24 protein-coding genes and 2 tRNA genes are annotated in these 21,154 nt (G+C 56.4%); 17 read left to right on the top strand and 9 right to left on the bottom strand.

Going from position 1 to position 21,154, the window contains the following annotated elements:
- Positions 1-19: 19 nt before the first annotated feature.
- A complete protein-coding gene (gene guaD / locus IB212_RS08085; RefSeq protein WP_188245795.1) occupies positions 20-1,336 on the top strand; it encodes a guanine deaminase in 1,317 nt (438 codons plus the stop codon).
- Here the strand turns inward: guaD and uraH are convergent.
- A complete protein-coding gene (uraH, locus tag IB212_RS08080) occupies positions 1,316-1,639 on the bottom strand; it encodes a hydroxyisourate hydrolase (RefSeq protein ID WP_041910587.1) in 324 nt (107 codons plus the stop codon). The genes guaD and uraH overlap by 21 nt on opposite strands.
- On the bottom strand, positions 1,636-2,136 hold the full coding sequence (gene uraD / locus IB212_RS08075) for a 2-oxo-4-hydroxy-4-carboxy-5-ureidoimidazoline decarboxylase (RefSeq protein ID WP_188245794.1): 501 nt from the start codon (positions 2,134-2,136) through the stop codon (positions 1,636-1,638). The genes uraH and uraD overlap by 4 nt, the downstream gene beginning before the upstream one ends.
- 239 nt (positions 2,137-2,375) lie before the next feature.
- On the opposite strand from uraD, the gene hpxO reads away from it, so the two are divergent.
- Genes hpxO through IB212_RS08060 form a run of 3 tightly spaced genes read left to right on the top strand, consistent with a single transcriptional unit; the run spans position 2,376 to position 5,527 of the window.
- Positions 2,376-3,530, top strand: coding sequence for an FAD-dependent urate hydroxylase HpxO (hpxO, locus tag IB212_RS08070; protein ID WP_188245793.1), 1,155 nt, complete (start codon positions 2,376-2,378; stop codon positions 3,528-3,530).
- A 15-nt stretch (positions 3,531-3,545) separates the two neighbouring features.
- Positions 3,546-4,580, top strand: coding sequence for a molybdenum cofactor-independent xanthine hydroxylase subunit HpxD (hpxD, locus tag IB212_RS08065; RefSeq protein ID WP_041910590.1), 1,035 nt, complete (start codon positions 3,546-3,548; stop codon positions 4,578-4,580).
- Positions 4,581-4,591: 11 nt separating this feature from the next.
- On the top strand, positions 4,592-5,527 hold the full coding sequence (locus IB212_RS08060) for a PDR/VanB family oxidoreductase (RefSeq protein ID WP_047364239.1): 936 nt from the start codon (positions 4,592-4,594) through the stop codon (positions 5,525-5,527).
- A 44-nt stretch (positions 5,528-5,571) separates the two neighbouring features.
- On the opposite strand, the gene IB212_RS08055 is transcribed toward IB212_RS08060, so the two are convergent.
- Positions 5,572-5,659: transfer RNA gene (locus IB212_RS08055), tRNA-Ser, on the bottom strand.
- A 279-nt stretch (positions 5,660-5,938) separates the two neighbouring features.
- On the opposite strand from IB212_RS08055, the gene IB212_RS08050 reads away from it, so the two are divergent.
- The 5 genes from IB212_RS08050 (at position 5,939) to IB212_RS08030 (ending at position 11,050) form a co-directional block, all read left to right on the top strand.
- The gene (locus tag IB212_RS08050; RefSeq protein WP_188245811.1) at positions 5,939-7,075 is read left to right on the top strand and encodes a D-alanyl-lipoteichoic acid biosynthesis protein DltD; all 1,137 of its coding nucleotides are present in this window, start codon (positions 5,939-5,941) and stop codon (positions 7,073-7,075) included.
- A 128-nt stretch (positions 7,076-7,203) separates the two neighbouring features.
- Complete coding sequence (locus IB212_RS08045) at positions 7,204-8,322, top strand: MBOAT family O-acyltransferase (RefSeq protein ID WP_163333287.1); 1,119 nt, start codon at positions 7,204-7,206, stop codon at positions 8,320-8,322.
- Positions 8,319-9,752 carry an AMP-binding protein gene (locus IB212_RS08040; RefSeq protein ID WP_188245792.1) on the top strand — a complete coding sequence of 478 codons (1,434 nt, stop codon included), beginning with the start codon at positions 8,319-8,321 and terminating at the stop codon, positions 9,750-9,752. Before IB212_RS08045 ends, IB212_RS08040 begins: the two co-directional genes overlap by 4 nt.
- 17 nt (positions 9,753-9,769) lie before the next feature.
- Entirely contained in the window at positions 9,770-9,988 is a 219-nt protein-coding gene (locus IB212_RS08035; RefSeq protein ID WP_028012621.1) for an acyl carrier protein, read from the top strand.
- 225 nt (positions 9,989-10,213) lie between these two features.
- A complete protein-coding gene (locus tag IB212_RS08030; protein ID WP_041910594.1) occupies positions 10,214-11,050 on the top strand; it encodes an alpha/beta fold hydrolase in 837 nt (278 codons plus the stop codon).
- Positions 11,051-11,116: 66 nt separating this feature from the next.
- Here the strand turns inward: IB212_RS08030 and IB212_RS08025 are convergent.
- Positions 11,117-11,204, bottom strand: a tRNA-Ser gene (locus tag IB212_RS08025).
- Between the two features lie 144 nt (positions 11,205-11,348).
- Entirely contained in the window at positions 11,349-12,977 is a 1,629-nt protein-coding gene (locus tag IB212_RS08020) for an ABC transporter substrate-binding protein (protein WP_028012619.1), read from the bottom strand.
- Between the two features lie 269 nt (positions 12,978-13,246).
- Here IB212_RS08020 and yccA point away from each other — a divergent pair, with 269 nt between their 5' ends.
- Positions 13,247-13,906 (top strand): FtsH protease modulator YccA, encoded by a 660-nt coding sequence (yccA, locus tag IB212_RS08015; protein WP_013097244.1) that lies wholly within the window; start codon positions 13,247-13,249, stop codon positions 13,904-13,906.
- Positions 13,907-13,955: 49 nt separating this feature from the next.
- On the opposite strand, the gene IB212_RS08010 is transcribed toward yccA, so the two are convergent.
- Complete coding sequence (locus IB212_RS08010; RefSeq protein WP_041910596.1) at positions 13,956-14,135, bottom strand: hypothetical protein; 180 nt, start codon at positions 14,133-14,135, stop codon at positions 13,956-13,958.
- A 24-nt stretch (positions 14,136-14,159) separates the two neighbouring features.
- Between IB212_RS08010 and IB212_RS08005 the strand changes: the two genes are divergently transcribed.
- Together IB212_RS08005 and tusE are read left to right on the top strand one after the other, a co-directional pair.
- Positions 14,160-14,303 (top strand): LuxR C-terminal-related transcriptional regulator, encoded by a 144-nt coding sequence (locus IB212_RS08005; protein WP_223239634.1) that lies wholly within the window; start codon positions 14,160-14,162, stop codon positions 14,301-14,303.
- A gap of 69 nt (positions 14,304-14,372) precedes the next feature.
- Positions 14,373-14,702: a sulfurtransferase TusE gene (tusE, locus tag IB212_RS08000; protein WP_028012611.1), complete on the top strand. Its 330-nt coding sequence runs from the start codon at positions 14,373-14,375 to the stop codon at positions 14,700-14,702.
- Here the strand turns inward: tusE and yccX are convergent.
- Positions 14,699-14,980: an acylphosphatase gene (gene yccX / locus IB212_RS07995; protein WP_048999181.1), complete on the bottom strand. Its 282-nt coding sequence runs from the start codon at positions 14,978-14,980 to the stop codon at positions 14,699-14,701. The two genes, tusE and yccX, sit on opposite strands and share 4 nt — an antisense overlap.
- 92 nt (positions 14,981-15,072) lie before the next feature.
- On the opposite strand from yccX, the gene rlmI reads away from it, so the two are divergent.
- Complete coding sequence (gene rlmI / locus IB212_RS07990; RefSeq protein ID WP_047364236.1) at positions 15,073-16,263, top strand: 23S rRNA (cytosine(1962)-C(5))-methyltransferase RlmI; 1,191 nt, start codon at positions 15,073-15,075, stop codon at positions 16,261-16,263.
- A 60-nt stretch (positions 16,264-16,323) separates the two neighbouring features.
- Positions 16,324-16,641: a heat shock protein HspQ gene (hspQ, locus tag IB212_RS07985; RefSeq protein WP_008499919.1), complete on the top strand. Its 318-nt coding sequence runs from the start codon at positions 16,324-16,326 to the stop codon at positions 16,639-16,641.
- Between the two features lie 37 nt (positions 16,642-16,678).
- Here the strand turns inward: hspQ and IB212_RS07980 are convergent, their stop codons facing one another.
- Positions 16,679-17,092 carry a CoA-binding protein gene (locus IB212_RS07980; protein ID WP_028012609.1) on the bottom strand — a complete coding sequence of 138 codons (414 nt, stop codon included), beginning with the start codon at positions 17,090-17,092 and terminating at the stop codon, positions 16,679-16,681.
- 173 nt (positions 17,093-17,265) lie between these two features.
- Between IB212_RS07980 and csgI the strand changes: the two genes are divergently transcribed.
- Positions 17,266-17,928 (top strand): curli synthesis inhibitor, encoded by a 663-nt coding sequence (gene csgI, locus IB212_RS07975; RefSeq protein ID WP_041910599.1) that lies wholly within the window; start codon positions 17,266-17,268, stop codon positions 17,926-17,928.
- Positions 17,929-18,008: 80 nt separating this feature from the next.
- Positions 18,009-18,467 (top strand): methylglyoxal synthase, encoded by a 459-nt coding sequence (gene mgsA, locus IB212_RS07970; RefSeq protein ID WP_041912035.1) that lies wholly within the window; start codon positions 18,009-18,011, stop codon positions 18,465-18,467.
- Positions 18,468-18,523: 56 nt separating this feature from the next.
- Here mgsA and helD read toward each other — a convergent pair whose 3' ends face one another.
- A complete protein-coding gene (gene helD / locus IB212_RS07965) occupies positions 18,524-20,578 on the bottom strand; it encodes a DNA helicase IV (protein ID WP_045261704.1) in 2,055 nt (684 codons plus the stop codon).
- Positions 20,579-20,701: 123 nt separating this feature from the next.
- Between helD and IB212_RS07960 the strand changes: the two genes are divergently transcribed.
- On the top strand, positions 20,702-21,148 hold the full coding sequence (locus tag IB212_RS07960; RefSeq protein ID WP_188245791.1) for a YccF domain-containing protein: 447 nt from the start codon (positions 20,702-20,704) through the stop codon (positions 21,146-21,148).
- The last annotated feature ends 6 nt before the right edge of the window (positions 21,149-21,154 follow it).

Genomic DNA, 21,154 nt, shown 5'->3' with positions numbered 1-21,154 from the left:
CACGAAGGCAGGACCCACGATGGAATACCAGACTGCGATACGCGGTGCATTTTTCGATATCGCGCAGGTCTGCGACAGCGCAGACGCGATTGCCCAACACGCCCGCTACCTTGAGGACGGGCTGCTGTTTATCCAGAACGGAAAAATTCTGGCGCACATGGCGTGGCAGGAGGGCGAGCAGTATCTCGACCCCCACAAAGGCTACACGGACCTGCGCGGCAGGCTGCTGCTGCCCGGTTTTGTCGACACCCACGTTCATTATCCACAAACGGAGATGATCGGCGCCTTTGGCGAACAGCTGCTGGAGTGGCTAACCACCTACACCTTCCCGGTGGAGAGCCAGTTTGCCGATGAAGCCTACGCGAAAGAGATCGCCGAATTTTTCATTAACCAACTGGTGAGCAACGGCACCACCACCGCGCTGGTGTTTTGCACGCTGCATCCGCAATCGGTCGAAGCGCTGTTTACCGAAGCCCTGCGCCTCAACATGCGCCTTATCGCCGGAAAGGTGATGATGGACCGGCACGCACCGGACTACCTGAGCGAAGATGCAAAGCAGAGCTACCGGCAGACGCGGGAGCTGATCCAGCGCTGGCATCAACGGGGTCGGCTGGGGTATGCCATTACGCCGCGCTTTGCCCCAACGTCCTCACCCGAGCTGCTCGCCGCGGTCAGCCTGCTCAGAGAGGAGTTTCCGGATACCTGGCTGCAGACCCATCTCAGCGAAAACCCAAACGAAGTGGCCTGGGTGAACGATCTCTGGCCGGAGCACGAGCGCTATCTGGACGTGTATCACCACTACGGCCTGACCGGCGAGCGCAGCGTGTTTGCCCACGCGATTCATCTGCACCACAGCGAGTGGCAGTGCCTGCACGACACTGGTTCGGCGGTGGCGTTTTGCCCCACCTCGAACCTGTTTCTCGGCAGCGGGCTGTTTCGCCTGCCCGCCTGCTGGCAGCACAAGGTGCGGATGGGCATCGGCACCGACGTCGGCGCGGGCACCACCTTCAGTATGCTGCGCACCCTGGGAGAAGCCTACAAGGTCGGCCAGCTTCAGAGCTACCGCCTGCGCGCCAGCGAGGCGTTTTATCACGCCACGCTGGGCGGCGCGCACGCCCTCAGGCTGGACGATAAGATTGGCAACTTCGCCCCCGGCAAAGAGGCTGATTTCGTGGTTATCGATCCTGACGTGACGCCGCTGCAGCGCCTGCGCAATCGCCGCTGTCAGGATATCTACGAGCAGCTATTTGTGCTGATGACCCTGGGCGACGAGCGCAACATCAGTGAGACCTGGGTCAACGGCGAGCGGGTGTGGTCAACTGCCCCGGTAGGTTGACCACCCGCCTGGCGCAATCACAAACGGCAGATGGAAGTGCTCGTCTGCCGCTTCTCCCGTCACGAACTCAATTTGCGCGCAGGGGTAGATCGTCTCCCGGCCGGTTGCGCGAAACCACCCGCCGATCTCCGCCACCAGCCGATAGCGGCCTTTTGGCAGGAAAGGGACAAATTCGGTGATGCGACCATTAGCGTTGGTCACGTCCGTCGCCATGATTTCGCCCTCCCGTTCGAGATGAACCGTCACGCCCGCTGCGGGTTTGCCCGTCGAGATATCCAGAATATGGGTGCTGAGTGTGCTCATTCGCTAATGACTCCTTCCAGACGGAGTAACGTAATTTCCCGCAGCTGTTCCAGCGCGGCACGGATTTCCTGCGCATCGCTGTTCTCAAGCCGCGCATGCAACGCCTGTAAAATGTCCTCGCCGCTGCGGCCCTTCGCGCGGATCAGAAAGACGCGCCCAAAGCGGGCCTCGTAGCGGGCGTTACCCTCGCGCAGCGCCTGCGCAAGCGCCGCGTCACGGTCATTCACCGCGCCCTGCTCCTGACGCGACAGCGCCGCCTCCACCTCTTCACCCGCGGGCTTTTCGCCGATGCGCGGGTGCGCGCTCAGGGCTTGCGCTAACGCCGCTTCGTCCCAGCGCTGCATCAGCGCCTGCGCCGCGATCGTCAGTTCACTCCGGCTCGGGTAAGGCCGTCCACAAACCAGCGCCTCAGCCCAGCCGGGGAGCGCCACGCATGGGGTGAGCAGCGCGAGAGCCTCTTTCTCAGGAAGATGATTGAAGTCGTGCAGTGCGATCATAGTGTCTCCTTTATTGTCCTCCTCCGGGTTGTTGCACAAACCACGCCACTCTTGTCGCCGATGTGAAACAGTCGATTCTGTATGGCTGGACAGGAAATTATTGATTCATAAAAAGGCATATTCACCGTGTTTGCGCACCTTAGCAGTGCAAACTCACCTCCCACAACGCCGTTTTCGCCACTCTGCAGCCTGGTACGCAAATTGCTGAAGGTTTTTACACCCTGCAAAAGGAGAGAAGCATGAAAGCAATCGTCATTGGCGCGGGCATTGGCGGCCTGAGCGCTGCCGTCGCGCTAAAGAAAGCGGGAATCGACTGTACCGTGTTCGAAGCCGTAAAAGAGATCCGGCCCGTCGGGGCGGCCATCTCCATCTGGCCTAACGGCGTGAAGTGTATGCAGCACCTCGGCATGGGCGACATTATCGAAACCTACGGCGGTCCAATGCGTTTTATGGCCTACAAGGATTACCGGCGCGGCGAGACCCTGACCCGCTTCAGCCTCGCTCCGCTGGTTGAGCGTACCGGCGGGCGCCCCTGCCCCGTCTCGCGCGCTGAACTCCAGCGCGAAATGCTGGACTTCTGGGGGCGCGACAAGGTGCAGTTCGGCAAGCGTGTGGAACACGTTCATGAAGACGACGCGGGCGTAAGCGTGACCTTTACCGATGGCACCACGGCAACAGGCGATTTTCTGATTGCCGCCGACGGCAGCCACTCGGTGGTTCGTCCGTACGTGCTGGGCTATACCCCCGAGCGCCGCTACGCCGGGTACGTGAACTGGAACGGGCTGGTGAAGATTGATGAAGAGATTGCTCCGGCGCACCAGTGGACCACCTTCGTTGGCGAGGGTAAACGCGTGTCGCTGATGCCCGTCTCCAACGGACGCTTCTATTTCTTTTTTGACGTGCCGCTGCCCGCGGGCCTGGCGGAGGATCGCACCACCCTGCGCGCCGATCTCACGGGCTACTTCCGCGGCTGGGCGCCGCCGGTGCAGAAGCTTATCGCCGCTCTGGATCCCGATACCACCAACCGCATTGAAATCCATGACATCGAGCCGTTCGACAGCCTGGTGCGCGGTAACGTCGCGCTGCTCGGCGATGCCGGGCACAGCACCACGCCGGATATCGGCCAGGGCGGCTGCGCGGCCATGGAGGACGCCGTGGTGCTGGGCGAATGCCTGCGTGAAAACCACAACATTACGCTGGCGCTGCGGCAGTACGAAGCCCTGCGCTGTGACCGGGTGCGTGACCTGGTGCTGAAAGCGCGTAAACGCTGCGACGTCACCCACGGGAAAGATATGGCGTTGACGCAGGCCTGGTATCAGGAACTCAAAGAGGAGACCGGGGAACGCATTATCAACGGTCTGTGCGAGACCATTCAGGGCGGCCCGTTAGGCTGAACAAGAGGGACAACGATGAAAAGAGAACCGACACCACCCGCCCACTGCACGTTTGAGCCAGAGGACTGGCTGCGCCTGGCGAAATGCTGGCATCCGGTTGCGCGCGCCTGCGACGTCGGCCCGGCCCCCGTCAAGGCCACCCTGCTGGATGAACAGCTGGTGATTTACCGAATTAACGACCAGGTCGTGGTTGCCCGTGACGTGTGTCCGCACCGCGGCGTGCCGCTGACGCTCGGCTTTCACGACGATCACGGGATTATCTGCCCCTACCACGGCTTACGCTTTGGTGAAGATGGCCGCTGCAACCGCATTCCGTCCAGCCCCGACCAGCCCGTTCCGGCGAAGCTGAACCTGATTAACTACGCGGTGGAAGAGCGCTTCGGCCTGATCTGGACCTGCCTGGCGTTTGACCCGGACAATCCCGTGCCGCTGCCTACCATGCCGCACTGGAGCGACGACGGATTTCAGCAGATCAACTGCCCGGCGTTTGAGGTGAACGGCTTCGCCGGGCGCCAGGTGGAAGGGTTTCTGGATGTTGCCCACTTTGCGTGGATCCATACCGATACCTTTGCCGATCCCAATAATCAGCTTGTCCCTATCTATCAGCCGCAGGAGACGCCCTTCGGTTTCGTGGCCGATTACTGGAGTTCCGTGAGCAACTATCCCGCCAGTTCACCCGTGCAGGCGCCAGAAGGATTCCAGTGGCTGCGCCATTTTGAAATGCATCTGCCGTTTACCGCCACCCTGACGATTCATTTTCCGGGTGAATCGCGGCTGGTGATTATGAACGCCGCCTCGCCCGTCTCGTCACGGGTGACCCGCATGTTCGCGCCCATCGCGCGCAACTTTGATCTGCATATTCCGGTGGAGGACGTGCATGCCTTTAACCTGCGCATTTTTGAAGAGGATCGCCTGATGGTCGAAACCCAGCGCCCGGAAAGTCTGCCGCTGGATCTCACTCTGGAAGCCCATATTCCGGCAGATAAGAGTTCGATTGCCTACCGTCGGGGACTGAAGAAGATGGGCTTTGGCGAATTTTTCCTGGTATGACGGAGGCCAATATGCTGAACGTGATCGTTGACGGGCTGTGGCGCGAAGGGGATAAAAGCCTCGCCGTCAGGCTGGTGGCCGAAAACGGCGACGCGCTACCTGCGTGGCAACCCGGCGCGCACATTGATGTCCACCTGCCCTGCGGCGTGGTCCGCCAGTACTCTCTGACCGGGGCATGTGGCGACGAGAGCTATCTTATCTGCGTGGGGCGAGAAGCCGCCTCGCGCGGCGGGTCGCGCTACGTTCACGAAACGCTGCGTCCGGGCCAAAGGCTTTCGATCTCGACCCCGCGCAATCTGTTTCCGCTGCATCAGGCTGAGCGGGTATTGCTGCTGGCGGCAGGGATTGGCATTACGCCGCTGTATGCGATGGCATTGCAGCTGAAAGCGACCGGAACGCCGTTTACGCTGCACTATTACGTCAGAAACCGGGAAAACGCGGCGTTTGCGCGCGAGCTCTCGCAGTGCGGTGACTGCATTATTCATACCACCACCCCACGAACCACGCTGGCGGAGTATTTCCCCGCGCCTGAAGCGGGGCTGCACGCGTGGGTGTGCGGACCTGCGGGGTTTATGGAGAAAGCGCGCGATGTGGCGGCGGCGAAGGGATGGAATGACGCCCATATCCACAGCGAGGCGTTTCAGCCCGCACCCCCTGTCACAAGCGGCGTCGCAGGCGAGATCTTTACGGTCAAACTTGCTTCTACCGGCGAGCGCTGGCCGGTGCCTGCGGATAAGACCATCGCTCAGGTATTACAGGAAAACGGGGTGGACGTGCCGCTGTCCTGCGAAATGGGGATCTGCGGCGCCTGCCTGACGCCGGTGATTGACGGCGTGGTGGACCACAGAGATAGCGTGCAGTCGGAGGCAGAAAAAAGCGCGGCTGACCAGCAGGTGGCGCTCTGCTGTTCGCGGAGTCACTCCGGGGAGCTGGTGATTGCGCTGTAAAACGAAAAAACCCTGCGATATTGCTATCGCAGGGTTTTCGAATTTGGCGGAAGCGTAGAGATTCGAACTCTAGAACCCTTTCGGGTCGCCGGTTTTCAAGACCGGTGCCTTCAACCGCTCGGCCACGCTTCCAAAGTGAGGCGCACTATAAACATCTATTAGCGCCTTGTAAAGCAGGAATTTTTCTATTTTTGCCTGCAGGCGTTTGACTGCGCAAAAAGTCACCCGGACGCTTTCCTGCCCTCCCCCCTTCACCCCTTGTACATACCGTTACACAGCAACGCTCATCCTTTTAAATCACCGTGGTATAGAATGCCAAAAAAAATAGACGGCCATGTGTTTTGTAATGGTAATAAATCCGGGTAATGCGGGTTTTAACGCATTACTGTCATAGCGCCTTACTGGTTGATGATGAAAATCAAAAATACGTTTTGCTTACATATCCTGATGGCCGTTTTGGCCATTTTAGTCCTGAGTTTTCACCCGCTGGTGACAAGCTTTGATCCGCCGCTTAAATTCCAGCCGCTGATCAAGTCCATGGCAGGGACGACAAAAGAACAGGCGGAAAAAATAGCCACTATTTCCCATGCTTTAGAAGGGAATGCTATTTTCTTCCTTGGTGCGTCTGAGGTCGCCACCTCAGAAGAGGAACATTACGCCGTATTTAATTATTTTAATAAGCAATTGCACCAGCCCGTCGTGGCCTATGGCGATGCGTTTGTCGATGACGAAACGCAATTTTTACTTCTCTCGCGTTTTAAAGATAGCCTTAATGCAAACAGCAAAGTGGTGCTGCTTCTGGCGCCTGACGGCTTTTATTCAAAAGGCCTGCCGCCCGCTATCTATGCGGATAATTTTCCGGGCTCGATTTTTAATCCTCTGATGAAGGATCCGCAGGCGCGCCCGTTCCTGGTTAATTACCTGAAGCATATTGATGCGAAAGAGATAAGCCATTTAACCTTCGGGCAAATGCGTGTGTATGGCTGGCATCCGGCGCTGATGTGGGACGAGCTGAGTTTTCAGTTTGCAAACTTCTGCACCCTGATTAAAAACGACTGGCTGTCGCTGCTCAACATCAGACCACAGACGGCGCAGCACTGGCCTCAGCAGCCAACCGCCCGTCTTTCCCCTGACTGGGATAAAGCGCTGGCGAATGCCCGCGAGTTGAATAAAAAGCGCCATCAGAGCGCGGCAACGCTGTGGATGGACAAAACGATTTACGACGAGGACGGTAAGCCGCAGCAGTGGGATGACACGCCGGTGGTGCCGGGGCAGTTCGCCGCGTTCAGGAAAACCGTTCAGCTTTTGAAAGCGCATCACGTGCAGGTGATTGCTATCGTCGACCCGGTTAACCCCTGGGCGCTTTACAATACCGACACCTTCCGCCCGTTCGATAAGCAGATTCAAACCATTCTGAAAGAGAACCAGATCCCGTATTTGGATATGTACGCCATGCCGTATCAGAACGGCTGGAACTGGGATCGTCTGCACCCTACCGAACTGGCCTGGGTGCCAATGCTTCGCTTTATTGCACAGAGTTTTAAATAATGAAAATCGCGATCCGTCTTTTTTGCCTTTATTTACTGCTGGCGATCACCGTCGTTGCATGGACCGCTGTCGATGACAGCATGAGTATGCAGCTGCATTTTGAATATCAAAAATTCTGAGGCGAAATGATGTACAGCTCAGGAATGTTTTTTGTCTGTTTATTTTCATCCGCGCTGGCGTTTGCGATGGTTAATCGTGTTTTACGCCACCGTCTGACCTGGCTAGTTTCCTTAACCGTGGTGACAGCATTAGGCTGGGGTTATATTTTTCAGGGCAATTACAGTGTTCCCGTGGCCGTATTTTGCTGGTTTTATCTTGTCGCCACGTTAAAAGAAAAAGGCAGATTAAAAACCTGGCAGGCGGTCGTTTTAACGCTGCTGCCCCTGGTTCTGGTGAAATTACATTTTAATTATCACCTCGGCACAATCGGTCTCTCTTTTATGACCTTCCGTGCTGTGGATGTACTGCTGTATCGCAGTAAAAAAGAGGGCCAGAATTTCCTGCACTATTTCTGCTATCTCTTTATGCCCTTTATTATTCTGGCCGGCCCGATGTATCGCTGGCGGACATGGATGAGCGATGTGAATAAGCCGGCATTTGTCCTTAACCGCGAACAGTTTTTAACGGCGCTGGAGCAAATTATTACCGGCATCATTCAGAAGTTCCTGTTTGCCATGCTGATCGATTCGCTCGTCGTGCAGCCCTGGAGCCATAAGCCGTTTACCCTGACCGTGGGCGTGGTGATGTCGATTGCCTACAGCGCCTATCTGTACTTCGATTTTGCGGGCTACAGCAATATGGCCATCGGCGCGGGTCGGCTGTTTGGGCTGAATATTCCGGCAAACTTCAACATGCCGCTCCTTGCGAAGAACCCGCAGGATTTCTGGCGCCGCTTCCACATCAGCCTGTCCGAATGGCTGCGCGACGTGGTCTTTATGCCCGTCTATATGAACCTCATGAAGTTTAACTTTTTCCGCCAGAACAAAACGCTGGCGCAAAATATCGGTATTTTTTGCACCCTGTTCTGCATGGGGGCGTGGAATGGCCTGGAACGCCATTACGTCATCAGCGGCGCGCTGTTTGGCGCGATTTCCGTCGCGCACAATATGCTGCTGTGGTCAGCCAAACGCAGCCCAACGTTACACCGCGGATTGCAGTATCCGGCCGTTGCGTTTTTGGGACGAATTCTGACGCTGGGAAGCGCCGCAGGATCCCTTTACATCTTCAGTGGAATGTCACCTCTATGAAAAATTACTCCGATCTTCAGGAACTGCAGGATTTCTTGCGTGCGGCACTGTGCGATCCCGCCTCCCCGCAGCAGCTGGCCATCAGCGGCAGCGACGAAACCTTAAGCTGGCTCCAGCTTTCCTCTGCCGTGACGAACTGGGCAGAGCGTTATCGACGCTGCCAGCCCGCAGACGGTACGCCGATCGTGCTGTACGGCCATCAGCAGGCCGAGTTCGCCGTGGCAATCTATAGCTGCCTGCTGCACAACATTCCGTACATCCCGGTGGACTGCATCTACCCGCAGGAGCGGCTTCGCGAGATCTGCAACCTGACCGGCGCCCCTTACTACTACGACGTGGCGACGCGGCAGTTCATCGCCACCGGCGAGGCGGGCAAGGTGCTGGAGGAGCAGGATCTGGCCTATATCATGTTTACCTCAGGCAGCACCGGAAAACCGAAAGGCGTGCAGATTGGACGTGAAAGCGTATGGCACTTCATGAAGTGGGTCAGCCAGGACTTTTCACTGCCGGAAAAACCGGTGCTGATGAACCACGCGGTGTTTAGCTTTGACCTCTCCCTGATCCCTCTGCTGGCGAACCTGGCGATGGGAGGCCACATCGTGCTGAATGCCAAAGAGGATATCCAGAAAGAGAACTGGCTCGAGCGACTGCAAAGCAACGCGGTCTCCGCCTGGGTTTCCACCCCCTCTTTTGCCTACCAGCAGCTGCTTTCTCCGCACTTTAACAGCGAGTATTTGCCTGCACTCAGCGTCTTTATCTTCATTGGCGAAGTGCTCAATAAAGCGCTTGTGAAACAGCTCCGCCGCCGCTTCCCGCAGGCCAAAATCATCAACTCCTATGGCCCAACGGAAGCGACCATTGCGACAACCGTGGTTGAGATCACGGATGAGATCCTTAACAGCGACAGCGCGGTGCTGCCGGTGGGCGTGATGATGCCGGACAGCAGAATGGAAATTTCCGCCGAGGGCGAGCTGATTATCTGGGGCAAAAACGTCATGCGCGGCTATTTAGGCCTGCCGCAGGAGAACGCGGCAAAACTGCTGCGTCGGGAAAATGATGCGTTCCGCGGCTACCGGACCGGCGATCTGGGTTATGAAGACGGGCTCATCTACTGCCAGGGCCGCAACGACAGCCAGGTCAAGCTGAATGGCTACCGCATCGAGATCGGCGAGATTGAAAACCGCCTGCTGGCCATGTCCGGCATCAGCGAAGCGGTGGTGATGCCGCTGATGAAACCCTGCGGCAGCGTGCTGCGCATCGCCGCGTTCTGCGTGACGGAGCTGGCACCGGAGGCGATCAAAACCTCGCTGGCAAACGTGGTGCCCCACTACATGGTGCCTTCACAAATTATCGTAAAAGACGCTTTGCCGCTGAATCCTAACGGCAAAATTGACCGCAAGCTGCTGGACGCTTACGCCCGCACACATTAATTATCCCAGGAAAAATGATGGAACACGATATTCTCGCCCTGTTTGAAAAAGTGTTATCCCGCAAGGTTGGCTTTCACGATGAGCTGATTGAATCCGACATTCTCGACTCCATTCTGGCAGTCGACATGGTGCTGGAGGTGCAGGACGTTTACGGCTGTATGATCCCGCCTACCGACGTGGCGACGGTGCTGAAAACCCCGGCCGATCTCGCCCGTTATATTGAAGAGAACCGTTAACGCCCCCTCCTCTGATGGCTCTGGAACTCACTCCAGAGCCCATCATTCGCTTTCCCCTTCTGGATACCATTCACAAGAATGAAACCCACCGGTTTTACTATTTCTCCTACACTTTAGGGGTACTGTCGGTACGGGAAACAAAACAAGCCAACATCATGAAGACAATAATGGTTCGCTCTGCGCTCAGCCAGCGATCGTTGCGTCTTTAACAGAGGAGTCTGCGGTATGGCATTCGTAACAACGAAAGACGGCGTCAATATTTACTACAAAGACTGGGGTCCGAAAGAGGCTCAGCCCATTGTTTTCCATCACGGCTGGCCATTGAGTGCCGATGACTGGGATAACCAGATGCTCTTCTTCCTTGCGGAAGGCTATCGCGTTATCGCTATCGATCGTCGTGGTCACGGGCGTTCGGACCAGGTCAGCGAAGGGCACGATATGGATCATTATGCGGCTGACGCGTCGGCCGTGGTTGAAAGCCTGGATCTGCACAATGCGGTGCACGTCGGCCACTCTACCGGCGGTGGCCAGGTGGCCCGCTATGTTGCGAAGTACGGCCAGCCGCAGGGGCGCGTTGCCAAAGCGGTGCTCGTGAGCGCCGTTCCACCGTTGATGGTGAAAACAGAAAACAACCCTGGCGGGACACCTGTAGAGGTTTTCGACGGCTTCCGTAAAGCGCTGGCCGCGAATCGCGCCCAGTTTTACCTCGACGTCGCCAGCGGTCCTTTTTATGGGTTTAACCGGGCGGGGGCCGAGGTTTCACAGGGCACCATTCAGAACTGGTGGCGTCAGGGCATGATCGGTAGCGCCAGGGCCCACTATGAGGGAATTAAGGCGTTTTCAGAAACCGATCAGACAGAGGATTTGAAAACCATTACGGTTCCCGTTCTGGTGATGCAGGGGGATGACGATCAGGTCGTGCCTTATAAGAATGCCGCCCTTCTGCAGGACCAACTGCTGGCGAATAGCGTGCTGAAAATCTATCCGGGCTTCCCGCACGGGATGCATACCACCCACGCCGATACCATTAACGCGGATATTCTGGCCTTTATCCGCTCATAGACGTCAGGTTTCTGATACGCGCAAAAAGAAAAACCCCAGCTTAACGAGTAAGCTGGGGTTTATATCTGGCGGAAGCGCAGAGATTCGAACTCTGGAACCCTTTCGGGTCGCCGGTTTTCAAGACCGGTGCCTTCAACCGCTCGGCCACACTTCCTGAGTGAGGCGAACTATAAACACCTCACCGCATGCTGTAAAGAGTGGCTGCAATCGTTCGCTTTAAAATTAGCCAAAATGTGCTTAATCGGTTGAACTGACAACACATCGGCGATTTTCTCAGCATAAAATCCAGCCCTCTCGCTTAGTGCTTTTTGATGTACATATCTTTTGTGAAATAGTACCCCAGCTTATCCGGCGTAAAGCCACCCACCCATGGTTTCACCAGGTGCGTACGGACGTAGTGATAAACCGGAATGGCAGGCACATCACGCCCAAGCAGATCCTCTGCCTGCTGGTAGAACTTACCCCGCTCTGCCGGCGTTTTGGCCTTTGCGGCGTTGATCAAGGCTTGATCGTAGTCCGGGTTGCTGTACTGGCTGGTGTTTTCACTGTCGCCGGTACGGAAGTTGTTCAGGAAGGTCGCCGCGTCGTCGTAGTCGGCAATCCAGGCGTAGCGCACCGCGTCAAAGTTGTGGGTGTGCATGGTATCCAGCATGGTTTTCCACTCCTGATTTTGCAGCTTCGCGTCTACGCCGAGGTTTTTCTTCCACATAGAGCTGGCCGCAATCGCGATGCGCTGGTGCGATTCAGAGGTGTTATAGAGCAGGTTGAAGCTCAGAGGATGGCTTTCGTTATACCCGGCCTCGTTGAGCAGTTTTTTCGCCTCAGCAATACGCTTGTCCAGCGGCCAGCTGGCGTAATCCGGATTCTGCAGCTTGACCCCGCCAATGTCCGGCTGGCTAATCAGCCACGCGGGACGCTGCCCCTGCCCCATCACCTTCTCAGCGATGATGTCTTTATCCAGCGCCATGTTCAGCGCCTTGCGCACGCGGGCATCGTTGAACGGCGGACGGGTGGTGTTGAATTCGTAGTAATAGGTCGCCAGCTGCGGGGAGACGTCCAGCTGGCTGCCCAGCGTTTTCTTCAACTGAGCAAACTGGTTAATGGGTACCGTATACACAATATCAATTTCGCCCGCTTTATAGCGGTTCACATCCGAGGCCTCGGAGGTGATCGGCAGATAGGTGACTTTGTTAATAACGGTATGCGCGTTATCCCAGTAGCGCGGGTTACGCTCCGCCACAATGCGTTCGTTGACCACCCACTGGGACAGCTTATACGCTCCGCTGCTGACGAAATGCTCCGGTTTGGTCCACTTTTCACCGAAGCGGCCAATCAGCACTTTATCCACCGGCACCAGCGACGGGTGCGCCAGCATCGCCAGGAACGCCGCGTTGGGCTGGGTGAGCGTCACTTCCAGCGTGGTGTCGTTAATTGCTTTTACGCCCAGCGTGTCGGGGGATTTTTTCCCCTGAGCGATATCGGCCGCGTTGACGATATGCATGTTGCCGGGATAGCTGGCGTACGGTGAAACGGTTTTTGGATCAACCAGGCGCTGCCAGCTCCAGACCACATCCTCTGCGGTAATGGCCGTCCCGTCGCTCCAGGTGATGCCCGGACGTAAGTGGAACGTCCAGACGGTGTTGTCCTTGTTCTCCCATTTTTCAGCCAGCCGGGGTTGGATTTCCCCTGACGGGGAGACGCTCACCAGCCCTTCGAATAAATCGCTGATAATATTGAATTCGACATCGCTTTCGACTTTGTGCGGGTCGAGCGAAGCCGGTTCGCTGCCATTGTTTCTGACCAGTTCCTGTTTTTCGGCCAGCGCTGTTCCTGCCGGCACGTTAGCCGCCCAGGTCGCCGTGCTGGCGCACAGGATCCCGGCGGTGAGTAAAGAGAGCGTAAAGCGCGTGCGTGTTTGTGGTTTCATTTCCTTCGCCTTATTGTCTGTTTTATGACGATCCGGAGATAACTCTTAGCGCCCGAAAGGCAATAACGCAATATTTTTCAGTAACCTATAAGAGGTTGATCTGGTAAATACTTTTAAACCGCCGTTCATACTGGTTACACATGCTTTTGCAGAAGAAACGACCACCTTCAGCGCTAACGTGCTGAGTAAAGATGGGTAAAACCACTTTGAGACTGGCGCGCCGTTTCCTATTCTTTCCGTTAATTACATCTGTCATAAGAGAGTGACTCATGGATCGTATAATTACTTCCTCACGCGACCGCACATCGCTACTCAGCACCCACAAGGTGCTGCGCAATACCTATTTCATGCTCAGCCTGACGCTGGCGTTTTCGGCGATCACCGCTACCGCCAGCACCGTGCTGATGCTGCCGTCTCCGGGCCTGATCCTGACGCTGGTGGGGATGTACGGTCTGATGTTCCTGACCTACAAAACTGCTGATAAACCGGTCGGTATTCTTTCCGCGTTCGCCTTCACCGGCTTCCTGGGGTATATCCTGGGGCCGATCCTGAATGCGTACCTGTCTGCCGGTATGGGTGACGTGATTGGCATGGCGCTGGGCGGTACCGCGCTGGTGTTTTTCTGCTGCTCGGCCTACGTGCTGACCACGCGCAAGGATATGTCCTTCCTCGGCGGTATGCTGATGGCGGGTATCGTGGTGGTGCTGATTGGTATGGTGGCAAACATCTTCCTGCAGTTGCCTGCTCTGCACCTGGCGATTAGCGCGGTGTTTATCCTGCTGTCATCCGGCGCGATTCTGTATGAAACCAGCAACATTATTCACGGCGGTGAGACCAACTACATCCGCGCGACCGTGAGCCTGTATGTGTCGCTGTACAACATCTTCGTCAGCCTGCTGAGCATCCTGGGCTTCGCCAGCCGCGATTAAGCAGATCTGCTGAAACAAAAAGGAGAATGCCTCAGGCATTCTCCTTTTTTTATGCCCTGGTCACCGCGGCAAATATAGGTGGGATAGAGCCGGTCCCGTCCCGATGAAAATAGAACTGAGCCACGGTATTGACCTGGACCTCATTCGCTTTTCCCTCGTTGCGCGTAAAGTTAAATTCCGTACTGCAGGCCAGCGCACCGCCTGCGGCGAACAGAAGTCTCATTTTCATTTTTCTGCTCCGCTTTTGTAGCGAATGGCTTTGCACAGGCTGGTGAACGGACAATCGGTACGGCATGTCGCGCATATGACGCAGATGAGTGAAAAACAGGTGTCGACGTATAAATGCAACGCGCTGAAAAAGCTTAATGCCAACAATCTGCTCCAGCTTCTTCTGTAGGTCGAGGTTTCTCACGCCGCCCCTTATTTGCTAGACTAGGGGCGGTTTTTACTTTATCGACAGAGCACTATGTTCATTTTTGCAGGCCAGGAAATTGAGACCGATAGCGAAGGCTATCTGAAAGACACCACGCTATGGAGCGAGCCGCTGGCGGAGAAAATCGCCGAAAACGAAGGTATCGCCCTCTCCCCCGAACACTGGGAGGTGGTCCGTTTTGTGCGCGAGTTTTATCTCGAGTTCAACACCTCTCCGGCGATCCGCATGCTGGTTAAAGCAATGGCCAACAAATTTGGCGAAGAAAAAGGCAACAGCCGCTATCTGTATCGCCTGTTCCCGAAGGGCCCGGCAAAACAGGCCACCAAAATTGCCGGCCTGCCTAAACCGGTGAAGTGTATTTAATACCGAATACCGAAGTTCACATATTCCCTGCCGGGTTGATGCGGTTCCGTTAAGACCTTATCAACCCGGGCGCTGCGCGGCCCGCCTGCTTTCAGCCACGCCATCAGTTTTTCAACCTGCTCCGCGTCGCCGCAGGCGACCACCTCAACGCTGCCGTCGTCCATATTTCGCGCGTATCCCGTTAGCCCAAGCGTCATCGCTTCGCGCTGGGTGCTGTAGCGGAACCCGACGCCCTGAACAAGGCCGTGGACCCAGGCAATGGTGCAGACTTTTGACATCTTCCTTCTCCTTATCCGTCTGGCGCGTTGCATTTCCCCAGCGAACTCGGGAAAATGGCGGCCATTTTCTTGAATCGACAGAACAGCAAATTATGAGTGTACGTTTAGTGTTAGCCAAAGGGCGCGAGAAGTCATTACTGCGCCGTCATCCCTGGGTCTTTTCCGGCGCGGTTGCCCGTATGGAAGGCAAAGCCAGCCTCGGTGAAACCATTGATATTGTTGACCATCAGGGGAAATGGTTAGCGCGAGGCGCTTACTCGCCAGCCTCCCAGATCCGCGCGCGCGTCTGGACCTTCGATAAAGACGAAACTATCGACATCGACTTCTTCGTCCGCCGCCTGCAGCAGGCGCAGCAGTGGCGTGACTGGCTGGCAAAGCGCGACGGGCTGGACAGCTATCGCCTGATTGCCGGTGAATCCGACGGTCTGCCGGGCGTGACCATCGATCGCTTCGGCAACTTCCTGGTGCTGCAGCTGCTGAGCGCCGGGGCGGAATACCAGCGTGCCGCGCTGATTAGCGCCCTGCAAACCCTGTTCCCGGAATGCGCCATTTACGACCGCAGCGACGTGGCGGTGCGCAAAAAAGAGGGCATGGAGCTGACGCAGGGCCCGGTCACGGGTGAGCTGCCGCCTGCCCTGCTGCCAATTGAAGAGCACGGTATGAAGCTGCTGGTGGATATTCAGGGCGGGCATAAAACGGGTTACTACCTTGACCAGCGCGACAGCCGCCTGGCTACGCGTCAGTACGTTGCCGACAAACGCGTGCTGAACTGCTTCTCCTACACCGGCGGTTTTGCCGTTTCGGCGCTGATGGGCGGTTGTGCCCAGGTGGTCAGCGTGGATACCTCGCAGGAAGCGCTGGACGTGGCAAAACAGAACGTCGAGCTGAACAAACTGGACTTGAGCAAAGCCGAATTTATACGCGACGACGTCTTCAAGTTGCTGCGTAAATATCGCGATCAGGGCGAGAAGTTCGACGTCATCGTGATGGATCCGCCAAAGTTTGTGGAAAACAAAAGCCAGCTGATGGGCGCCTGCCGTGGGTATAAGGATATCAACATGCTGGCCATCCAGCTGCTGAACCCGGGCGGGGTGCTGCTCACCTTCTCCTGCTCCGGGCTGATGACCACCGATTTATTCCAAAAAATCATCGCCGATGCCGCAATAGATGCTGGTCGTGATGTACAATTTATAGAGCAGTTCCGTCAGGCAGCCGATCACCCCGTGATTGCTACCTACCCGGAAGGGCTGTATCTGAAAGGGTTTGCCTGTCGCGTCATGTAACTTGAAAAGAGAAATATTGCCCGCACTTAATGTGTAAGTCGTATTTCCCGGGAGGTGACTATGATTGCCAGCAAATTCGGTATCGGCCAGCAGGTCCGCCACACTTTGCTTGGGTATTTGGGTGTGGTCGTGGATATCGACCCGGAGTATTCCCTTGATGAACCGTCAGCGGACGAACTGGCGGTGAACGCAGAGCTTCGCGCTGCACCCTGGTACCATGTGGTGATGGAAGGTGACGACGGACAACCCGTACATACCTACCTTGCCGAAGCGCAGCTGAGTAGCGAGCTGCAGGAAGAGCATCCGGAACAACCCACGATGGATGAACTTGCTCAGACTATCCGCAAACAGTTACAGGCTCCGCGCCTGCGGAACTAAGCGTGTAAAAAAAGCCCGATGAACGGGCTTTTTTTTATTACTTCGCCAGCCCCAGACGGGGGATATCGATTGCCGGACAGCGATCCATAACCACCTTCAATCCCGCATCCCGCGCCAGCACGGCAGCCTGCTCGTTAATCACGCCCAGCTGCATCCACAGCGTTTTCGCCCCGACGGCAATCGCGTCCTGCGCCACTTCCCACGCCGCCTCGGAATTACGGAAGACATCGACCATATCAATTTTTTCCGGCACGTCAGCGAGCGTGGCATAACCCTGCTGGCCCAGTAAGGTTTTCCCCGCCACTTTTGGCGACACCGGGATGACGTGATAGCCCTGATCGAGAAGGTATTTCATCACCCGATAGCTGGGACGGTCGGGTTTATCGCTCGCGCCCACCAGCGCAATGGTACGCGTGGATGTCAGAATCTCGGCAATATCGTTCTCTTTCATGGTTTTTCTCCTGGCTTTTTTAAAAGTGTACGCCAAAGCGCACATCTCAACCATCCATCCCATACAGATGTATGAGGGCAAAACGGCAAAATATGTCTATATGTTAGTAAACGTGATTATCGAAAGATTTAGATACATTAATGCGGCGACAGTATCTCTGACGGGAGCCTTCTATGAAAACCGGTTTTGCCACTGCTCTGATTGCGTTAGCGATGCCGGTTTGCGTTTTTGCCACCACGCTTCGGCTCTCTGGCGACATTGATCTTCTGGTTTTGGACGGGAAAAAGGTTTCCAGCTCGTTATTGCGCGGGGCTGACAGCATTGAGTTAGATAACGGGCCGCATCAGCTGGTGTTCCGGGTCGAAAAAGCGATCGGCCTGACTAACCATGAGCAGCGGATGTACATCTCTCCGCCGCTGATTGTCAGCTTTAATACCCGGCAAATCAGCCAGGTGAACATTACCCTGCCTCGCCTTGAAACGGAGAAGGAATCAGCGGCCTTCGACGCCTCGCCGCGCGTTGAGCTGCTGGACGGGAATGCAATGCCGATCCCGGTCAAGCTGGATATTCTGGCGTTGACCAGCGCCACAAAAAGCCCGGACTACGAGGCCGCAACGCAGGTCTATAACAAAGCCGGCAAACGCGCCTCCCTTCCGCAGTTTGCCACCATGATGGCGGACGACAGTACGCTGCTATCCGGCGTCTCGGAACTGGACGTCATTCCGCCGCAGTCCCAGAGCCTGACGGAACAGCGCCTTAAATTCTGGTTCCAGCAGGCCGATCCCGACACGCGGGCCCGGTTTTTACAGTGGGCAAAGCAACAACCTTCATCTTAAGCCACATTTTTTACGCCTTTCTCTTGCAGCGTCAGACGGTTCCCGTCATCGTGTAGTCAGTTAACCTGATGGATATGATTATGGAACTGACAACACGCACGCTGCCTGAACGCAAACATATTGCGCTGGTGGCGCACGATCACTGTAAACAAATGCTGCTTAACTGGGTTCGCCGCCATCAGCCGCTGCTGGAAAAGCACGCCCTGTCGGCGACCGGCACTACCGGTAACCTGATCCAGCGCGAAACGGGTCTGGAGGTGAATGCGATGCTGAGCGGCCCGATGGGCGGCGATCAGCAGGTCGGGGCGCAGATTTCCGAAGGGAAAATTGATGTGCTGATCTTCTTCTGGGATCCGCTGAATGCGGTTCCGCACGATCCGGATGTCAAAGCGCTGCTGCGTCTGGCAACGGTGTGGAATATTCCGGTGGCGACGAACCTGTCAACGGCGGATTTCATCATTGAATCACCGCAGTTTAACTCGCCGGTTGAGATCCTTATTCCGGACTATCAGCGCTATCTTTCCGAGAGACTGAAGTAGCTTTTTTGCCGGGTAGCGGCTACGTCTACCCGGCCTGGAAATCTTGCCTGACGCCGTTATGGCTTCCGCGCCACCGGCACATCAATACTCTTCAATATATCGACAAACACGGATGGCTCCTCTTTATTGAACAGCAGCCACACGCGATGACGCGCGCGGGTGATGGCCACGTACAGCAAACGCCGTTCTTCGGCATCCGGGAAGTCTTCCGGCACCGGCAGCAGGGCCTCTTCCATGACCGACTCGCGGGCCGGAGCCGGGAATCCGTCGCTGCCCTCCTTCAGCCCCACCACAATCACATAATCGGCCTGCTGCCCTTTGCTGGCGTGAATGGTCATAAATTCAAGCTGCAGTTTCGGCCAGCGGGTAGCGGCTTTTTCCAGCGCAGCAGGCTTAAGGTGATGATAACGCGCCAGCACCAGGATACGTTCATCGGGTTTCGCATAGCCGCTGAGCTTGTCCAGCAGCGGCTCCAGCTGGTCATCCGCCAGCAGGGTGACCGCTTTTTTATCCCCTGCCCGCAGGCTGTTTAGCGGCTTGGCCAGCTGATGCGGGTTCTGCTGGATAAAGCGGTTGGCGATCTCACCAATCCGTGAATTGAAGCGGTATGTCGTGTCCAGATCGCTGCGGTCGCCTTCGCCAAAATAATGGTGGAAGGCGGTCGTCAGTGAAAGCTGCGCCCCGCTGAAGCGGTAGATGGCCTGCCAGTCGTCCCCCACTGCGAACAGCGAGGTATGTTTATTTTGCGCCCGCAGCGCCGAGAGCAGTGCCGCACGCTGGGGTGAGATATCCTGGAACTCATCCACCAGAATATGCTTCCACGGGCTGACAAAGCGCCCCTTCTCCAGAATGACGATCGCCTGATGGATAAGACCGGAGAAATCAACGGCATTTTCCTCTTTCAGCGCGGTTTTCCAGGCTTTCAATAGCGGAGCCATCAGCTTGACCCGTTTTGAAAACAGATCGCGGATCGCCTCCGGCGCGCTTTCAATCATCTCTGCCTGCGAGCCGCCGTGCATCCGCATCAGGCTGACCCAGCGGTCAAGACGCGAGCCGAGCCGACGCGCCAGTTTTTCATCCTGCCAGAAGCTGCCCTCCGGCACCTCCCAGTTGAGTTCCTCTTCCAGCCATTGACGCCACCCTTTCGCCTGCGCCTTTTTCTCACTGCACTGCTGACGCCACGTTTTAATAAACAACGCCTGTCGCGCCTGCGCGTCGTTTTCCAGTTTACTGATGGCAGGCACTTTTTTACTGCCCTGCTGAATGATATGCAGCGCGAGGGCATGGAAGGTTCTGGCGGTAATATCCCGGGTGTGCAGCCGTTCCTGGATGCGTTCGTCCATCTCCTGTGCCGCCTTACGGCCAAAAGCCAGAAGCAGGATCTGATCGGCAACGGCCTCCCCGGTGGTGAGAAGCCAGCCCGCACGCGCCACCAGCACCGACGTTTTACCGCTTCCGGCCCCCGCCAGCACCAGCAGCGACTGCTCGCCGTTCACCACCGCGCGCGCCTGAGCAGGGTTGAGCGGTGAAGACTCCACCGTACTGAAAAAGTCGGCGTATTGGGTGAGCATGGCGTCCGTCCAGGCCTGGTTATGCGCCAGCCGGCTTTTATCCATATCGTTCAGCCAGGCCTGGCACTGACGCCAGGCATCGCGACAATTGTCGAACTCATCAAGACGCGTCACGGAGAGCGGCAGCGCCGAAAGTGCCTGTCGAATCTTTTGCTGCAGACCGGCGGTCTGCTGGCGCGTCAGCCACGTTTGCTGCGCGTTGCTTTGCGCGATATCGTCCAGCACCTGCTGCAGCACCTGAGCGGCAATCACGCTCATGTCGTGGCTCCACTGCTGCCAGAGCGCGTTCAGGTGATGGTGGAAACGCTGGGTTTCCGCCCACTCGGTACCGTGAAGGCGCACGACTTTGTCGTCAGGCAGAACGAACTCGAGCTCGCCCCACACCAGCCCGCGCTTGCAGTGAATAGCCAGAAGCTGATTAAACGGAATAAGGTATTCGTGGCGTTCTCCGGAGACTTTAACCCCGGCGTTGAGCAGAACAACTCTGTCATAGGGGTGTTGCGCCAAGCGTTTGCCTAAAGAAGTTGCTTTCAGTTCCATGTCCCGCCAAATCCACGAAGAGATAATTTACCTGACAGTTTAACTGCCAGTTTTAAGGTGCTCCAGCCTAAAAAAACGTTACAATCATTGGGCGTTAATTTTATCGAAAGGAAGTGAGGGTTTATGCGTACCGTTCTGAATGTGTTGAATTTTGTGCTGGGCGGTTTTGCCACCACCCTTTCCTGGCTTTTTGCCACGCTGGTGAGCATCGTCCTGATCTTCACCCTTCCCCTGACCCGTTCCTGCTGGGAAATCACGAAACTCTCGTTCATCCCCTACGGTAACGAAGCTATCCACATTAACGAGCTGAACCCGGAGAGCAAAAGCGCCCTGATGAATACGGGGGGAACTTTGCTGAACATTCTGTGGCTGATTTTCTTCGGCTGGTGGCTGTGCATCATGCATATTTTTGCCGGTATTGCGCAGTGCATCTCAATAATTGGTATTCCGGTCGGGCTCGCGAACTTTAAAATCGCCGCCATCGCCCTTTGGCCCGTCGGGCGCAGGGTGGTTCCGGTCGAAGTGGCCCAGGCGGCGCGTGAAGCGAACGCACGTCGTCGTTTTCAGTAAATAAGG

Origin of the sequence: Enterobacter sp. E12 (assembly GCF_014596715.2) — a bacterium.
In the GTDB taxonomy this organism is placed as follows: domain Bacteria; phylum Pseudomonadota; class Gammaproteobacteria; order Enterobacterales; family Enterobacteriaceae; genus Enterobacter; species Enterobacter bugandensis.
This window is presented reverse-complemented; position numbering and strand designations above follow the sequence as displayed.

Excerpts from the sequence above, each read along its gene's own strand:
- guaD (WP_188245795.1), top strand. The coding sequence starts at position 20 with ATGGAATACCAGACTGCGATACGCGGTGCATTTTTCGATATCGCGCAG.
- uraH (WP_041910587.1), bottom strand. The coding sequence starts at position 1,639 with ATGAGCACACTCAGCACCCATATTCTGGATATCTCGACGGGCAAACCC.
- uraD (WP_188245794.1), bottom strand. The coding sequence starts at position 2,136 with ATGATCGCACTGCACGACTTCAATCATCTTCCTGAGAAAGAGGCTCTC.
- hpxO (WP_188245793.1), top strand. The coding sequence starts at position 2,376 with ATGAAAGCAATCGTCATTGGCGCGGGCATTGGCGGCCTGAGCGCTGCC.
- hpxD (WP_041910590.1), top strand. The coding sequence starts at position 3,546 with ATGAAAAGAGAACCGACACCACCCGCCCACTGCACGTTTGAGCCAGAG.
- IB212_RS08060 (WP_047364239.1), top strand. The coding sequence starts at position 4,592 with ATGCTGAACGTGATCGTTGACGGGCTGTGGCGCGAAGGGGATAAAAGC.
- IB212_RS08050 (WP_188245811.1), top strand. The coding sequence starts at position 5,939 with ATGAAAATCAAAAATACGTTTTGCTTACATATCCTGATGGCCGTTTTG.
- IB212_RS08045 (WP_163333287.1), top strand. The coding sequence starts at position 7,204 with ATGTACAGCTCAGGAATGTTTTTTGTCTGTTTATTTTCATCCGCGCTG.
- IB212_RS08040 (WP_188245792.1), top strand. The coding sequence starts at position 8,319 with ATGAAAAATTACTCCGATCTTCAGGAACTGCAGGATTTCTTGCGTGCG.
- IB212_RS08035 (WP_028012621.1), top strand. The coding sequence starts at position 9,770 with ATGGAACACGATATTCTCGCCCTGTTTGAAAAAGTGTTATCCCGCAAG.
- IB212_RS08030 (WP_041910594.1), top strand. The coding sequence starts at position 10,214 with ATGGCATTCGTAACAACGAAAGACGGCGTCAATATTTACTACAAAGAC.
- IB212_RS08020 (WP_028012619.1), bottom strand. The coding sequence starts at position 12,977 with ATGAAACCACAAACACGCACGCGCTTTACGCTCTCTTTACTCACCGCC.
- yccA (WP_013097244.1), top strand. The coding sequence starts at position 13,247 with ATGGATCGTATAATTACTTCCTCACGCGACCGCACATCGCTACTCAGC.
- IB212_RS08010 (WP_041910596.1), bottom strand. The coding sequence starts at position 14,135 with ATGAAAATGAGACTTCTGTTCGCCGCAGGCGGTGCGCTGGCCTGCAGT.
- IB212_RS08005 (WP_223239634.1), top strand. The coding sequence starts at position 14,160 with ATGGCTTTGCACAGGCTGGTGAACGGACAATCGGTACGGCATGTCGCG.
- tusE (WP_028012611.1), top strand. The coding sequence starts at position 14,373 with ATGTTCATTTTTGCAGGCCAGGAAATTGAGACCGATAGCGAAGGCTAT.
- yccX (WP_048999181.1), bottom strand. The coding sequence starts at position 14,980 with ATGTCAAAAGTCTGCACCATTGCCTGGGTCCACGGCCTTGTTCAGGGC.
- rlmI (WP_047364236.1), top strand. The coding sequence starts at position 15,073 with ATGAGTGTACGTTTAGTGTTAGCCAAAGGGCGCGAGAAGTCATTACTG.
- hspQ (WP_008499919.1), top strand. The coding sequence starts at position 16,324 with ATGATTGCCAGCAAATTCGGTATCGGCCAGCAGGTCCGCCACACTTTG.
- IB212_RS07980 (WP_028012609.1), bottom strand. The coding sequence starts at position 17,092 with ATGAAAGAGAACGATATTGCCGAGATTCTGACATCCACGCGTACCATT.
- csgI (WP_041910599.1), top strand. The coding sequence starts at position 17,266 with ATGAAAACCGGTTTTGCCACTGCTCTGATTGCGTTAGCGATGCCGGTT.
- mgsA (WP_041912035.1), top strand. The coding sequence starts at position 18,009 with ATGGAACTGACAACACGCACGCTGCCTGAACGCAAACATATTGCGCTG.
- helD (WP_045261704.1), bottom strand. The coding sequence starts at position 20,578 with ATGGAACTGAAAGCAACTTCTTTAGGCAAACGCTTGGCGCAACACCCC.
- IB212_RS07960 (WP_188245791.1), top strand. The coding sequence starts at position 20,702 with ATGCGTACCGTTCTGAATGTGTTGAATTTTGTGCTGGGCGGTTTTGCC.